Origin of the sequence: Undibacterium sp. Di24W, from assembly GCF_049340325.1 — a bacterium.
GTDB lineage: Bacteria > Pseudomonadota > Gammaproteobacteria > Burkholderiales > Burkholderiaceae_D > Undibacterium.
The window spans coordinates 296,063-310,428 of the sequence record NZ_JBMPOP010000004.1 but is presented as its reverse complement, the minus strand read 5'-3'; the positions used below and the strand labels follow the sequence as shown (position 1 = coordinate 310,428).

Below are 14,366 nucleotides of genomic sequence, written 5' to 3'. Positions count from 1 at the left end.
ATGGATGACTTATGCTTCGACAAGAGCGAAAAAGGAAAAGACGAATTAGCGACACGTAGGTACCAACTGCAATCCAAACTGCGCGCCTTATTGGTAATGGTAGATGGCAAACAAACGGTCTCGGCTTTATTGAAGAAAGTAGCAGGGTTAGGATTGACGGCAGATAGTTTTGCAGTTTTGCTAGAGCAGGGGTACATCGTGCAGCACCAAGTGGAGCGAGCGGCTCATTTGAACGAAAAAGATACGGTACCTATTTCAAAATCAAGGGTTTTATGCGTCCCTACACCAGCGCGTATCGTAATGATTCACAATTTTTTCAATGAAATGATCCAGCGTAATTTGGGGCTGCGTGGTTTTGGTATTCAGTTAAAAGTAGAACGAGCGGACACGGTTGCAGATTTCTTGGAGTTAGGGGAAACTTTGGTTGAGGCAATACAGAAATCAAAAGGAAGTGATGCGGCCCGCCAAACTCAAGCAGAGTTGGACTCGCTACTATATGATGTTGTCGAGGAGTGATTTTCTGGGTAACTTTTAGCTTGTTCTTGCACTATGCTAATGATAAACCGTATCTCCTTGAATAACGGATCGCTTAATTATATATAGTTTAATAATACATAGCTCAATTGATAATTTTGGCCTTTAATTATCTTGAAGTACATTGCGCCGATAATTGAATTTCGATTTCTAAACCACCATCTTTATGATTCTGAAGTCGGATTTTCCCGCCGTGTCTTTTGACGATGCGGTCTACAATCGCCAAGCCAAGGCCTGAACCATTTGCTTGGCTTCTTGCTACCTCGCCCCTTGTGAACGGCCGAAGTAATCGATCGATCTCCTCGACTGGGATCCCTGGCCCAGAGTCACGCAATCGTATAGTTGACATAGGCTTTGTTGGGTGTTCTGAAAAGCTACATTCAAATTCCAGATGAATTTGACCGGTTTTTGGATTGCGAGCATAGCGAATCGCATTCTGTATCAAGTTATTTAGTAAGCGCTGAATTTCAATTTCAATCCCTGTAATAAAGATGCCAGTGTCTATTTGTGTTTTTAGTTTTATGCTGCCATCGCGCTGCAAATCTTGTATAGTTTTTTCTGCTACTGCACTCAGATTGACGTTGTTGAAAGTGGATTCATGCAAAGGTTTTGCGTAATCTAAAAATTGTTGGATTATTCCGTCCATTTGGGTCAAATCGGATTGCATGGCTTCACGTGTTGTTGAATCCACGGGCGCCATTTCCAATTCGAGTTGTAATCTTGTGAGAGGCGTTCTTAGGTCATGTGAGATTCCTGCAAGAATAACCGCACGATCAGACTCACTGCGAGCCAAGTCATCAACCATTTGATTGAAGCTGGCGTTTGTCTCTCGTATTTCACTCGGGCCATTTTCAGGTAGTGCTTTAGGGCGACGACCATGGGCGAGTTGTCTGGCAGCGTGGCTCAAATTGGAAAGTGGTGCATTAATCCGGCGAGAAATGAAAACTGCACCAATCAGCGTCAAAATTAGCGTAATGCTGGCCCAGCCTATTATTTGTGTACCAGTTTCGTTTTGTAGCCGATCTTGTTCTAGTCGCAGCCAATATTGATCTTCGTCAATGACAAAGCTCAACCAAAATCCTTCTTCGCCGTTTACTTCTCGGGCAAATTGCGTTGTTGCACCAAGTTTTTTTTGTACCAACAATCGCAATTCGGCAAAAAAAACAGTATCAACCTGAGCTTCAACCTTATCGTTCTCTTCTAACAAATAAATGCGAATCCCTTCGTTTCTTGCTAGATCCAAGAGGAGCTCTCGGCGCTTATCTTCTGCCGAGTGAGTGAGTGCGGCACGAGTGATCGTGACCATGGAAATAATTTGTCCTGCTTGTTGTTGTGCGCGTGGTTTTCGTTCAACTAATTTAAAGCTGATAAACCATGCCGCCATACTCGACGTTATTAAGAAGGCAAGTAAAAAAAAAGTGCGCCAAAATAGACTGCTGCGTATACCAGCAAAAACTTGAAGGTGATTGCGCATAGTTCGATGGATGCCTAGTCGTAATGTGGCTTATTAGCTTGGCCATCCGGAATAAAGACATAACCTAATCCCCACACCGTTTGAATATATTGTGGGTTGCTTGGATCTTTCTCAATTAGCTTACGCAAGCGTGAAATCTGCACATCCAAGCTACGGTCGAATACTTCATATTCTCGCCCGCGCGCTAATTCCATTAGTTTTTCCCTAGATAGAGGGTGCCTCGCATAGCGCGCAAATACTTTTAGTACTGAAAACTCACCTGTCGTTAGATTTATTTGTTCGTCGTTGCGTTTGAGACTGCGATTAGATAGGTCTAAACAAAATTCACCAAAATGGAATACCTGTCCTTGCTCTAACGGTGCGCCTGGCACATCCTCAGGTCCTCTACGCCTCAGCACAGCGTTAATACGTGCCACCAATTCGCGCGGATTGAACGGCTTGGGCAAATAGTCGTCGGCTCCCATTTCTAGGCCTATGATACGATCTACATCTTCACCTTTTGCCGTTAGCATAATAATGGGCGTTTTATCGCCACCGCCGCGTAAGCGTCGACAAATCGACAGACCATCTTCGCCCGGCAACATTAAATCTAAGACCAATAGGTCGTAGCGTTCCCGCAACCAAAGTTTATTCATTGAGGTTGCATTTTCTGCCACAACAACCTGAAACCCCTGTTCTGTCAGATAGCGACGTAATAGGTCGCGTAAGCGAAGATCGTCGTCGACTACTAAGATTTTTGCCTTGGCATCTATCATGTTATTTGTCTATTAAGAGTAGAATGGCTTTATCTTACCGCCAAATCTCAATTCTCTGCACAGAAAACTTCCTAGCATTACAAACTGTTACAGACATTACAGAATTCATCTGTTCGCAGCAGACTTTCTTCTCTACACTGTTGATGTAATTTGTTAAAGTCAATGGTGTGCAAGCAGTGAAAATGGAATAGGGATTTTTGATGGACTACCTTGTTTATATTAATCCTGTTTTTGACCATCGGTATTTCGGAATTTTCTTGTGAATAAAGATTGTTTAAAATTATGCTTGTTTAGTATGGTGTTGCTATTCGGTTATCCCGATTTCAGCAATGCGGCCGCTCAACACCGCAATTTTGAGGTGAACAAAAAACTTGAAATGCGCCAGCGGCGAATTGAAGAATTTAGAGCAGTAAGGCAAATTGAACGTAAAGAGCGCTTCGAAAAAGAAGCGCGTCAAATTGGGAAATCGCAGAGTTCCCCGCCACCGAATGACAAAGCAAGCTTGCCGAAGCCTCGACCAGTTTCAGAATTAAGTGAGCGTCCAATCCAGAGATTTAATCGCCTGACCCCCGAAGAGCGTTTGGCATTACGGCGGCAGATTCGCGAGGCAAGGGAAGATATTTATCAAAAAGCGCCAAGATAGGAATTAACGGCGGTGCTGCTTCATGATTTTTTGCTGTTCGCGTTGCCAATCTTTTTCTTTTTCCGAGTCGCGTTTGTCGTGTTGTTTTTTACCTTTGGCCAAGCCGATTTGGCATTTCACCCTGCCATTCAAATAATGCATGTTCAATGGCACCATGGTGTAGCCAGAGCGCTCGACTTTGCCGATAAGTTTTTTAATCTCTTCCGCATGCAGCAATAGTTTGCGGGTTCTTACCGAATCAGGGTGGATGTGTGTGGACGCCGTTGGCAGTGCCCCAATATGCGCTCCAAATAAGAAAATCTCGCCGCTTTTGACGATGACATAAGCTTCTTTTAATTGCACGCGTCCTGCGCGGATCGCCTTGACTTCCCAGCCTTGCAGCACGATACCTGCCTCAAACTGTTCTTCTACGAAATAATCGTGAAATGCTTTTTTGTTATCTGCAATACTCATACTATTTTTTTTGTGCTTTTATATCTTGCAAGGTGAGGGTTGCGTTAATTTACGCTTATTCACCGAGAAGTGAAGTGTTTCGGTTAAAATTCAGTTTGTGATCATACCAAATGACTTGAGATAATGGCAGTCGTCCAAAAAAACGTTTTAGTTTCCTACAGTGCCGAACAAATGTTCTCCCTAGTTGAAAAAGTTGAAGATTATCCATTGTTTTTGCCATGGTGTGGCGGTGTCAATGTCTTAGAGCGATCCGAGCAACAACTTAAGGCCACATTATCCATCAATTATCACGGCATCAAGCAAAGTTTTACGACGCAAAATGTGAATTCTCCACCTCACGCAATGGAAATGCATTTGGTTGATGGCCCGTTTAAACAATTGCATGGGAATTGGACATTTACTGCTTTGCGTAGCGATGCATGCAAAATTGAATTCGATTTGCGTTATGAGTTTTCCAGCAAATTGCTCGAGCATTTGATTGGACCCGTCTTCGGCAAAATTACGAATAATTTTGTTGATGCCTTCTGTGACCGTGCGGACGTAGTCTATGCAAAGTAGTTTGATCGCAAAATCGCAGAATTTGATGATGATTCAGCTATGCTATTCGCTTTCTGGATCTGCACCTGTATTGCTCAACTTGTCGGTGTCGGCTGGTGATACCATCCATCAAGTTTTATTGAGTTTGGAACCTGAGTTATCCCATCAACTTCAATCCATGTTGGAAAAAAATGCTGCAGTGGCCGTTTTCGGTAAGAAAAAAACGGGAGACTTTATCTTGTCTCCCGGCGATCGTCTAGAAATTTGCCGTACTTTAATTGCTGGACCTATGGATGCGCGTCGACGTCGTGCTAAGCGTGAACATAAGTCAGGTAAGATGTAAATCTCGCCAAAATTGGCAATGCCTAGTTTGGCTAAGATCAAGAAAACAAGGTTTTGTAGTCTAGCATTCGCTTAAGATTTTTTTGGCTTCCGCGGCTTCTTTTGCCCGTTGTGTCTCGTCTAACGGAATTCTTTCCCCATTCTTGTTTCGTGTCATTATTAATATACCTTCATCCAGTGATTGCTTGTATGATTTTGCGCGTTCACAGTTTTTTGCTTTGGCTTCGGTATTTTGCTGTTCGGTTTCAGCTTTCTTGTCGGCTTCTTCTTTCGCTATCTTGCGTTTATTGAATTCTTCATTCTTTTTTGCAAGCGTGACCGGTTTTTCAATTTTTTCTATTTCACTTTTGTTTCCATCGTTGTTTTTAGGTTCTGAGGCGCTGCTTTCAGTGTTGCGCGCTAAACCGAACGGCGTTTTGATTATCTTATCTTTTGGGACTGATTTTGGTGGCGGCTTATCTGAGTACTGTTTGATACCTATGTCATTCAGCCAGATGTATTGAGCGAACGCCGTGTTGGCACACACTAGAGCTAAACTGATACCAACGGTAGAGAAAAAAGCTTTTTTTTGCATGATTAACTCGATTTCTTATTCGGTAAAGATAATATTTTGAAGAATTTACAGTGAGTTTTACACGGAACGAGACGGATCGGCAAGTTTTCTGTATAATTTGCTTTTGCGCCTATAGGAAACACTATGCGTCTTCTTCAAAAAGCACTCACTTTCGATGATGTGTTGCTCGTTCCAGCTTACTCAAATATTCTCCCAAAAGATACCTCTCTTGCGACGAATTTGACTCGTAATATCAAACTGAATATACCTTTGGTATCTGCTGCTATGGATACCGTGACTGAAGGTCGCTTAGCGATCGCCATGGCACAGGAGGGTGGGATTGGTATTATTCATAAAAACTTAACTCCCAAAGAGCAGGCGCGCGAAGTCGCTAAGGTAAAACGTTTTGAGTCGGGTGTGTTACGTGACCCGATTACGATCGCGCCGTCTACCACGATTCGCGATGTTATTGCTCTGAGTCTCCAGCACGGTATCAGCGGCTTTCCCGTCGTTGAAGGTAAAACCGTAGTAGGTATTATCACAAATCGCGACTTGCGCTTTGAGCAAGAGCTTGATGCTGAAGTGCGTGCAAAAATGACGCCGCGTGACAAGTTGGTCTTTGTGAAAGAAGGCGCGGATTTGAGCGAAGCAAAGCGTTTAATGAACAAGCATCGCTTGGAGCGTGTATTGGTTGTTGACGATGCGTTTGAGTTGCGCGGTTTGATTACTGTAAAAGATATTCAAAAATCGACAGAGCATCCACTTGCCTCGAAAGACGAACAAGGTAAACTGCGCGTCGGTGCTGCGGTTGGCGTTGGTGCTGATAATGATGAACGTATTGATTTGTTGGCGAAGGCCGGCGTTGATGTGATTGTGGTGGACACTGCACATGGACATTCCAAAGGCGTACTTGATCGCGTACGTTGGGTAAAAACTAATTATCCTCATATCGAAGTCATTGGCGGCAATATCGCCACAGCGGCTGCGGCGTTGGCGCTAGTAGAACATGGCGCCGATGCGGTTAAAGTGGGTATCGGCCCAGGCTCTATCTGCACGACTCGAATTGTGGCAGGTGTTGGTGTACCGCAAATCACTGCAATCGCGAATGTCGCTGCGGCGTTGCGCGGCACGGGCGTGCCCTGTATTGCTGATGGCGGCATCCGTTTTTCTGGTGATGTTTCGAAAGCATTGGCGGCGGGCGCCTCTACTGTGATGATGGGCAGTATGTTTGCGGGTACTGAAGAAGCACCTGGGGAGGTTATTTTATTCCAAGGCCGTAGTTACAAATCCTATCGTGGCATGGGTAGCTTGGGTGCGATGGCAGATGGTTCTGCTGATCGCTACTTCCAAGATGCGGCAAATAATGCAGATAAGTTAGTCCCAGAAGGTATCGAGGGACGCGTGCCGTACAAAGGCAGTGTGCTTGCGATTCTCTATCAAATGGTGGGTGGTGTTCGTTCGTCCATGGGGTATTGTGGTTGTGCTTCGATACAGGATTTGCACGATAAAGCGGAATTTGTGGAAATCACCTCGGCTGGTATGCGCGAATCGCATGTTCATGATGTTCAGATTACGAAAGAAGCTCCTAACTATCGCGCTGATTAACAATGTATTGCTACCTCATTCTGAAGTGTTTCAACTACGGAGCTGGTAAATGATGACCCCTTTAGAATCTGCGAGTCGTATGGAGCTGTTTTTGGATGGCACGGGTAATCCTCGTGTCGATCCTGATAAATACGAAGCGAAAGTCGCAAGGTTTGAGCGTTTGGGCATTCGGTTATTTGGTGTGGCGAACTGTATTGTTAGCTTTGGTAAACTGTTGGAACGCTTCGATCGTAGTGAGTTCTCGATGGTAAGTATGGAAGCTAGTTTTTGCGAGATGCTAGGCTTCTCCGAAGAAATTCGAGTCTACAACAATCTGAATTTTGAAGAGGATTTCGCGAAACATCCGTTGGTAGAAGGGGAGCCACATATTGTTTTTTGCGCGCAACATCCCATCTTTGATACCAGTGATAGTTTAATTGGTTGCATCTATCTAATTGACTATGTCGAACATGCATTTGACGATGAATCTCGTTTGTTGTTTGCTGATTTGGCGGCAATGGTAGAGCGAGAGTTGGTGATTGGTGCTTTAAAATTGCAGCAGCTTGATCTGGTAAAGCAAATGCGCAATTTGAAGCGCGATGCTTTGATGGATCCGGTCTTAGGTATGTGGAATCGTTCCGCCATCTCGCGCTCTTTGGGAATAGAACTTGAACGTTGTCAAAAGGCAGAGAAGCCCGTGTCTTTGCTTTATATAGGTGTTAATCAATATCAAAGCATACGTGAGCGATTGGGAAGTGGTTCTGGAGACGCATTCTTGTTGAAAGTCGCTAGCCGAATCCGTTCTTGTATTCGACCGTTTGATGCACTCGGACGTTTTGAGAGTGATGCTTTTCTGATCGTCTTGCCGGGCGCATCGAATTTGGTTGCGCTTGCCGTGGCTGAGCGAATACGACTCTCAGTGATTACACATCCAGAAGTGCTTGAGTCTGAAACATTGGACATAAACATTAGTACAGGAATGGCTTCAACGAGCGTGTTTCCAAACATTTCACCAGAACTTATCATAAATTACGCGGAAAAAGCCCTACTTGCCGCTCGGCGATTAGAACACAACCCCATTGTTCAGGCTGGTCCTGAGCAAGTCGATATTACTCTTTGATCTTTTATAGCGCCATGCACTCAAAAATTCTTATCCTCGATTTTGGCTCACAAGTCACCCAATTAATCGCTCGTCGCGTCCGCGATGCTGGTGTTTTTTCTGAAGTTTATCCTTATGACGTTAGTGATGAGTTTATTCGCAATTACGGCGCGTCCGGCATTATTTTGTCGGGTGGTCCTAGCAGTGTCACTGAAGGTGATACGCCACGTGCACCATTCGCAGTATATGACGCAGTCGTACCAGTACTGGGTATTTGCTACGGAATGCAAACCATGGCGGAGCAACTTGGCGGCAAAGTAGAAAATGGAAAAGTGCGTGAATTTGGTTACGCTGAAGTACGTGCCCGTAGTCATACCAAGTTATTAGAAGGTATCAATGACTTCGTAACATCTGAAGGTCACGGTATGCTCAAGGTATGGATGAGCCACGGTGATAAAGTTAATGAAATGCCAGCAGGTTTTAAATTGATGGCTTCAACCGACAACTGTCCAATCGCCGCAATGGCGGATGAAGACCGTCGTTTTTACGCGGTGCAATTCCATCCAGAAGTGACCCACACGATTCAGGGTGAAGCCATCATTGGTCGCTTCGTGCATGATATTTGCGGCTGCAAATCTGACTGGAATATGCCAGATTACATTTCTGAAGCAGTGGCTTCTATTCGTGAACAAGTGGGTGATGATGAAGTTATACTCGGTTTGTCTGGCGGCGTTGATAGCAGTGTGGCAGCAGCCTTGATCCATCGTGCCATTGGCGACAAGTTGACTTGTGTATTTGTTGATCACGGCCTATTGCGCCTCGATGAAGGCAAGATGGTCATGGAAATGTTCGCTGAAAACCTGGGTGTGAAGGTCATCCACGTTGATGCCACAGCACAATTCATGGGACATCTGGCTGGTGTCACCGATCCAGAAGCAAAACGTAAAATCATTGGTCGCGAATTTGTCGAGGTATTCCAAGTTGAATCGGGCAAACTCAAAAATGCAAAATGGTTAGCGCAAGGCACGATTTATCCTGACGTTATTGAAAGTGCTGGTAAAGGTAAAAAAGGTTCACACACAATTAAGAGCCATCACAATGTTGGTGGCTTGCCAGATACCTTGAATCTGAAATTGTTAGAGCCATTGCGTGAATTGTTTAAAGACGAAGTACGCAAACTTGGCGTGGCTTTAGGTCTTCCACATAGTATGGTGTATCGTCATCCGTTCCCAGGTCCAGGTTTGGGTGTACGCATCTTGGGCGAAGTGAAAAAAGATTTCGCTGATTTATTGCGCCGTGCGGATGCAATTTTTATCGAAGAACTACGTAATACCTATGTCGATCCACAAGCTGAGAAACCACAAACTTGGTACGACGCGACAAGTCAGGCATTTGCGGTATTCTTGCCAGTTAAGTCCGTGGGCGTGATGGGCGATGGCCGTACGTATGAATATGTTGTCGCTTTGCGCGCAGTTCAAACGCAAGACTTCATGACCGCGCATTGGGCACATTTACCACACGAGTTGTTAGGTAAAGTGTCGAATCGCATTATTAATGAAGTTCGTGGGATCAATCGCGTGGTGTACGATATTTCCGGCAAGCCGCCGGCAACAATAGAATGGGAATAAATTTGTCGTACCGCTAAACCGCATAAGCGAGCGCATTGCGTCGTTGCGAAGCCTCGCAATATCGACATATTGCTGTGTTTCGCGCCTAGCACTGCATCTCGCTTAAACGGTTTATCGGCACGCCAATTTCTCCAATAGGATCAAGATCTTGAGCTACAGCATCAAAGAAATTTTTTACACTTTGCAGGGCGAGGGCACGCATGCTGGGCGGCCTGCTGTGTTTTGCCGTTTTGCTGGTTGTAATTTATGGACGGGGCGCGAGGAAGATCGTAGCTCGGCTGTTTGCCAGTTTTGCGATACCGATTTCGTTGGAACCGATGGCGAAGGCGGTGGTAAATTTAAGACGCCTCAGGCCGTTGCCGCACGTATTAATGCTTTGTGGCCTGACACACATGCGGCGACCAAGTTTGTCGTGTTCACTGGTGGAGAGCCTTTATTGCAATTGGATGAAGCTTTAATTGATGCGATGCACGATGTAGGGTTTGAAATTGCGATAGAAACCAATGGCACGATAGAAGTACCTACGGGTGTCGATTGGGTATGCGTGAGCCCCAAAATGGGTTCACAACTTGTGGTTCGCAAAGGCGATGAGTTGAAGGTGGTGATTCCGCAATTCGGACAAGATTTGAGGGCGTATGAAGCTCTCGATTTTACGCATCATTATTTGCAAGCAATGGATGGCCCTTTGTTGCAGGATAATCTGCACAAAGCGATCGATTATTGCAAAGCCAACCCGAAATGGAAATTGAGTTTGCAGACTCATAAATTGTTGCAGATTCCTTAAATAAATTTTTTATTATTAGTCGTCGATTTGGATGTCAACTGACATCGAATCTGACCTTAAGTACACAGGCAATACATGTTAACCATCACCAGAAAAGTTGAATTCGATACCGGACATCGGATTCCCGATCACAATAGCCAATGCCGTAATCTGCATGGGCACCGCTATACTTTGCTGATTACTTTGACTGGTGATGTCGTCGAAAAAGACGGTGAATCTGACAACGGCATGATCATGGATTTTGGCGATATCAAAGCACTCGCCAATAAACATCTGGTGGATCTGTGGGATCATGCGTTTATCGTCTATGAAAAAGATAGTGCTGTACGTCAATTCTTAGAAAGCATGCCTGGACATAAAACTGTAGTGATTGACCGCGTGCCAACGGTCGAGAATCTGGCTAAGATTGCGTTTGATATGCTGAAAGATGTGTATCACGATCGTTATGGTCGTCATTTGTCTTTAACGAAAATCACATTGTACGAAACGCCTAATTGCTGGGCGGAGATTGATGGGTAATCGTGCATTCACAATTTGCCTAAGTTGCAATCTGTAATATGAGTCAAAAATACCAAGTGATAATTCTTTTTAGTATCGCAGGTTTCATGCTTGGTGTGCTTATTTTGCACTTTCTCGAAATTTCTGAATGGTCGACTTTTCCTCGAATCCTGACGCTAAGTATAGGTTCAGGTTATTTATTGGGGCATTTTTTGTCGAAAAAAGTCTAACTCATCCACCAAAATATTTGCAATTGTAGACTCATGGAAGACACCAATTTACTTGTGCAAGACGAAGCTTTCATGCACGAAGCCATCGCACAAGCAAGACTTGCGTGGCAAGCTGGTGAAGTGCCGGTTGGCGCTGTGGTTGTTAAAGATGGTCAAATCATAGCCCGTGGCTTTAATCAACCGATAGGCACCCATGATCCGACTGCGCACGCTGAAGTTGTCGCGATGCGCGCTGCAGCCGAGATTCTTGGCAATTATCGTCTTCCTGGTTGTGAACTGTATGTGACCCTCGAACCTTGCGTGATGTGTTCTGGCGCCTTGATGCATGCACGCTTCTCTCGCATCGTCTTTGGTGCGCATGACTTCAAAACGGGTGCATGTGGCTCTATCGTCGATTTATTCAAAGAAGAAAAATTGAATCACCACGCCGAGGTTGTCTCAGGTGTATTGTCAGACGAATGTGTGCAAGTCCTCAAGGATTTTTTTGCTGAGCGCCGTCGTGCCGCGGTAGAATCTCGTATCCAATTAGGCAACCCTGGCGACTGAGACACAATATCAATCGCTGATTACAGAATATGAGTCACTAGCGATGCCCATTTCTTTTCCCAAAAAACTTCCCGAGCATCCTTGCATCGCCATCGTCGCACCCAGCGGTGCGGCTTTAGATGACACTAATGTTGAAGCAGGCTTGCAGGCACTCAGAAATGCTGGGTTTAAGGTAATCAATTACTACCAACATGCGGATCGTTTCGAGCGATTTGGTGCGACGGATCAAGAGCGTTTAATCCAACTGCACGCCGCCATTGACCATCCTGAAGTTGATATCGTGATGGCTTTGCGCGGTAGTTATGGCATGTCACGCATTTTGCCAGATATCGATTTGTCGAAGATTGCAAAGAGTCGCAAATGGCTCGTTGGTTATAGCGACTTCAATGCTTTGCAATTGGCGATGTTGGCGAAGACAGGTACAGCCAGTCTCTGCGGTCCAATGCTGTGCAATGATTTCACACGTGCTGAATTGCGTCCATTTACCCAAGTCCAATTTTCACAGGCTTTGCGCGAATGCAAGACGCATCTGGAATTTGAGACAGATCAAAGTGCCGACTTAAATCATGAAGGTAAATTGTGGGGCGGAAATTTGGCAATGATTTGTCATCTGCTTGGTACTGAATATTTTCCAAACATTGAAGGTGGGATTTTATTTATCGAAGATATCGCAGAACATCCCTATCGTGTTGAACGCATGTTGCTACAACTTCACATGGCCGGTGTGTTAGCGAAACAGAAGGCGATCGTGTTCGGGAACTTTTCCGCTTACCGCTTAGCCCCGCAAGACAATGGCTATGACTTTGCCGCCATGTTGAAATTTTTGCGCACGATCATCGCAACACCAATTATCACTGGACTTCCATTCGGCCACTGCGACGATAAAGCGAGTTTGATGCAAGGTTCAACAGCACATCTAAGTGTCAATGGCACGCAAGTGATCCTCACTGCAGAATACTAATCAATTCAAAAAATACGGAGACAATATGACAGACGCAGTGATCGTCGCGACGGCGCGTACTGGATTAGCAAAGTCATGGAAGGGCGCGTTCAATATGACGCATGGGGCGAGTATGGCGGGACCAACGCTCGCTGCAGTTATTCAGAGAGCTCAGCTAGATCCTGCTGAAATTGATGACGTGATGGTCGGTTGCGCATTTCCTGAAGGTGCTAATGGTCGCAATATTGCACGTCAAATCGCCTTACGTGCCGGTTGTCCGGTCACTGTGCCTGGAATTACAATCAATCGTTATTGCTCGTCAGGATTGCAATCCATTGCACTAGCCGCGCAACGCGTGATGTCAGGCGAAGTCGATATCATCGCAGCGGGTGGTGTTGAGTCTATCTCTTGTGTGCAAAACGAGATGAATAAGCACATGCTCAGTGATCCATGGCTGCAACAAAATATTCCGCAAGTTTATATGCCTATGCTCGAAACCGCAGAGGTCGTTGCTAAGCGTTATCAGATTTCCCGCGAACGTCAGGATGAATATGGCGTGCGCAGCCAGCAACGTGCAAGTGCGGCCTTAGCTGCCGGGTTATTTAATGCTGAAATCATTCCCGTGACGACGACGATGCGCGTGACCGATAAGGAAACGGGCGAACATCATTTGCGCGAGGTAACGATTTCAGCCGATGAAGGCATACGAGCTGGGACAACCTTAGAGGCGGTATCTCAAATCAAAACCGCTTTGCCCGATGGCGTGATTACGGCAGGTAATGCCAGTCAGTTTTCAGATGGTGCGGCAATGACCATCGTCATGAATGCCCAAGTCGCCGAGCGCAAAGGCTTGCAGCCATTAGGCGTATTTCGTGGCTTTGGCGTTGCGGGCTGTGAACCGGATGAGATGGGTATCGGTCCGGTATTCGCGATTCCTAAGTTACTCAAACGCGCTGGTTTAACGGTAGACGATATCGGGCTCTGGGAACTCAATGAAGCGTTTGCGGTGCAAGTATTGTATTGCTCGGACAAGTTGGGAATCCCTATGGAGCGTTTAAATGTGAATGGTGGCGCGATTGCAGTCGGCCATCCATACGGCGTTTCTGGCGCACGATTAACTGGACATGCGCTGCTGGAAGGTAAACGGCGTGGTGTTAAATATGTTGTCGTGACTATGTGTATCGGCGGTGGACAAGGGGCCGCTGGTCTATTTGAAGTTTTATGAATGTCATTAGCGTTAGCTAGTATAAAAAACGTAACCAATCTATTTTGTTTATGAAAAAAGATGTCTAATTCCGTTTCAAATTCAAGTGCCATTTCGCAAATTGAAAATCCTTTCCTTGATTATCTCGGCATCGTTTCGGGCGATATGAAAGAGGGTAAAGCCAATTTGCATTTAGACCTACATCGTCACCACATGAATAGCTGGCAAATCACGCATGGTGGCGTGTTGATGACTTTGCTTGACGTGGTGATGGCAATGGCAGGGCGCTCTTTGCATGAAGATCAAAAGGGAGTCGTTACGGTTGAGATGAAAACGACATTCTTGCAGCCAGGCGGTGTAGTAGGTGGACGCCTTGAAGCACGCAGCATCGCGTTTCATCAGTCGACAACTATGTGTTTTTGCGATGGTGAAATTTGGAGTGGTGGCAAATTAGTGGCGAAAGCGATGGGGACGTATAAGTATTTGCGTAGTCTGAAATCGAAAGCTGGATTGGTGAAGATGGGTGGGAGTGACTAAGGTCACGAACCAACTAATAGTCTAT

At 45.4% G+C, this 14,366-nt stretch carries 16 protein-coding genes and 1 pseudogene; 13 read left to right on the top strand and 4 right to left on the bottom strand.

Annotation, left to right across the window (positions count from 1 at the left end; all coding sequences use genetic code 11):
* The gene (locus ACO0KZ_RS10550; protein WP_422995118.1) at window positions 1-516 is read left to right on the top strand and encodes a hypothetical protein; all 516 of its coding nucleotides are present in this window, start codon (window positions 1-3) and stop codon (window positions 514-516) included.
* A gap of 127 nt (window positions 517-643) precedes the next feature.
* Here ACO0KZ_RS10550 and ACO0KZ_RS10545 read toward each other — a convergent pair whose 3' ends face one another.
* A complete protein-coding gene (locus tag ACO0KZ_RS10545) occupies window positions 644-2,008 on the bottom strand; it encodes an ATP-binding protein (RefSeq protein WP_422995117.1) in 1,365 nt (454 codons plus the stop codon).
* A gap of 14 nt (window positions 2,009-2,022) precedes the next feature.
* Window positions 2,023-2,763, bottom strand: coding sequence for a two-component system response regulator OmpR (ompR, locus tag ACO0KZ_RS10540; RefSeq protein ID WP_422995116.1), 741 nt, complete (start codon window positions 2,761-2,763; stop codon window positions 2,023-2,025).
* 358 nt (window positions 2,764-3,121) lie between these two features.
* Here ompR and ACO0KZ_RS10535 point away from each other — a divergent pair, with 358 nt between their 5' ends.
* Window positions 3,122-3,406, top strand: coding sequence for a hypothetical protein (locus ACO0KZ_RS10535; protein WP_422995115.1), 285 nt, complete (start codon window positions 3,122-3,124; stop codon window positions 3,404-3,406).
* A 3-nt stretch (window positions 3,407-3,409) separates the two neighbouring features.
* Here the strand turns inward: ACO0KZ_RS10535 and smpB are convergent.
* Window positions 3,410-3,862: pseudogene (gene smpB, locus ACO0KZ_RS10530) on the bottom strand (SsrA-binding protein SmpB); the annotation flags it as partial.
* A gap of 120 nt (window positions 3,863-3,982) precedes the next feature.
* Here smpB and ACO0KZ_RS10525 point away from each other — a divergent pair.
* Window positions 3,983-4,417, top strand: coding sequence for a type II toxin-antitoxin system RatA family toxin (locus ACO0KZ_RS10525; RefSeq protein ID WP_422995114.1), 435 nt, complete (start codon window positions 3,983-3,985; stop codon window positions 4,415-4,417).
* Complete coding sequence (locus ACO0KZ_RS10520; RefSeq protein WP_422995113.1) at window positions 4,407-4,739, top strand: RnfH family protein; 333 nt, start codon at window positions 4,407-4,409, stop codon at window positions 4,737-4,739. The genes ACO0KZ_RS10525 and ACO0KZ_RS10520 overlap by 11 nt, the downstream gene beginning before the upstream one ends.
* Window positions 4,740-4,799: 60 nt before the next feature.
* Here ACO0KZ_RS10520 and ACO0KZ_RS10515 read toward each other — a convergent pair whose 3' ends face one another.
* Window positions 4,800-5,312 (bottom strand): DUF4124 domain-containing protein, encoded by a 513-nt coding sequence (locus ACO0KZ_RS10515; RefSeq protein ID WP_422995112.1) that lies wholly within the window; start codon window positions 5,310-5,312, stop codon window positions 4,800-4,802.
* Between the two features lie 123 nt (window positions 5,313-5,435).
* Between ACO0KZ_RS10515 and guaB the strand changes: the two genes are divergently transcribed.
* The 9 genes from guaB to ACO0KZ_RS10470 all read left to right on the top strand — a co-directional run bounded on the left by guaB (window position 5,436) and on the right by ACO0KZ_RS10470 (window position 14,341).
* Complete coding sequence (guaB, locus tag ACO0KZ_RS10510; RefSeq protein WP_422995111.1) at window positions 5,436-6,896, top strand: IMP dehydrogenase; 1,461 nt, start codon at window positions 5,436-5,438, stop codon at window positions 6,894-6,896.
* Between the two features lie 49 nt (window positions 6,897-6,945).
* Window positions 6,946-7,995: a GGDEF domain-containing protein gene (locus ACO0KZ_RS10505; protein WP_422995110.1), complete on the top strand. Its 1,050-nt coding sequence runs from the start codon at window positions 6,946-6,948 to the stop codon at window positions 7,993-7,995.
* A gap of 14 nt (window positions 7,996-8,009) precedes the next feature.
* Window positions 8,010-9,602 (top strand): glutamine-hydrolyzing GMP synthase, encoded by a 1,593-nt coding sequence (gene guaA / locus ACO0KZ_RS10500; protein ID WP_422995109.1) that lies wholly within the window; start codon window positions 8,010-8,012, stop codon window positions 9,600-9,602.
* 148 nt (window positions 9,603-9,750) lie between these two features.
* The gene (gene queE, locus ACO0KZ_RS10495) at window positions 9,751-10,386 is read left to right on the top strand and encodes a 7-carboxy-7-deazaguanine synthase (protein WP_422995108.1); all 636 of its coding nucleotides are present in this window, start codon (window positions 9,751-9,753) and stop codon (window positions 10,384-10,386) included.
* Between the two features lie 75 nt (window positions 10,387-10,461).
* Entirely contained in the window at window positions 10,462-10,905 is a 444-nt protein-coding gene (gene queD / locus ACO0KZ_RS10490; RefSeq protein ID WP_422995107.1) for a 6-carboxytetrahydropterin synthase QueD, read from the top strand.
* A 242-nt stretch (window positions 10,906-11,147) separates the two neighbouring features.
* The gene (tadA, locus tag ACO0KZ_RS10485) at window positions 11,148-11,660 is read left to right on the top strand and encodes a tRNA adenosine(34) deaminase TadA (protein WP_422995106.1); all 513 of its coding nucleotides are present in this window, start codon (window positions 11,148-11,150) and stop codon (window positions 11,658-11,660) included.
* A gap of 43 nt (window positions 11,661-11,703) precedes the next feature.
* Complete coding sequence (locus ACO0KZ_RS10480) at window positions 11,704-12,621, top strand: LD-carboxypeptidase (protein WP_422995105.1); 918 nt, start codon at window positions 11,704-11,706, stop codon at window positions 12,619-12,621.
* A gap of 25 nt (window positions 12,622-12,646) precedes the next feature.
* Complete coding sequence (locus ACO0KZ_RS10475) at window positions 12,647-13,825, top strand: acetyl-CoA C-acyltransferase (protein WP_422995104.1); 1,179 nt, start codon at window positions 12,647-12,649, stop codon at window positions 13,823-13,825.
* A gap of 60 nt (window positions 13,826-13,885) precedes the next feature.
* The gene (locus ACO0KZ_RS10470; RefSeq protein ID WP_422995103.1) at window positions 13,886-14,341 is read left to right on the top strand and encodes a PaaI family thioesterase; all 456 of its coding nucleotides are present in this window, start codon (window positions 13,886-13,888) and stop codon (window positions 14,339-14,341) included.
* The last annotated feature ends 25 nt before the right edge of the window (window positions 14,342-14,366 follow it).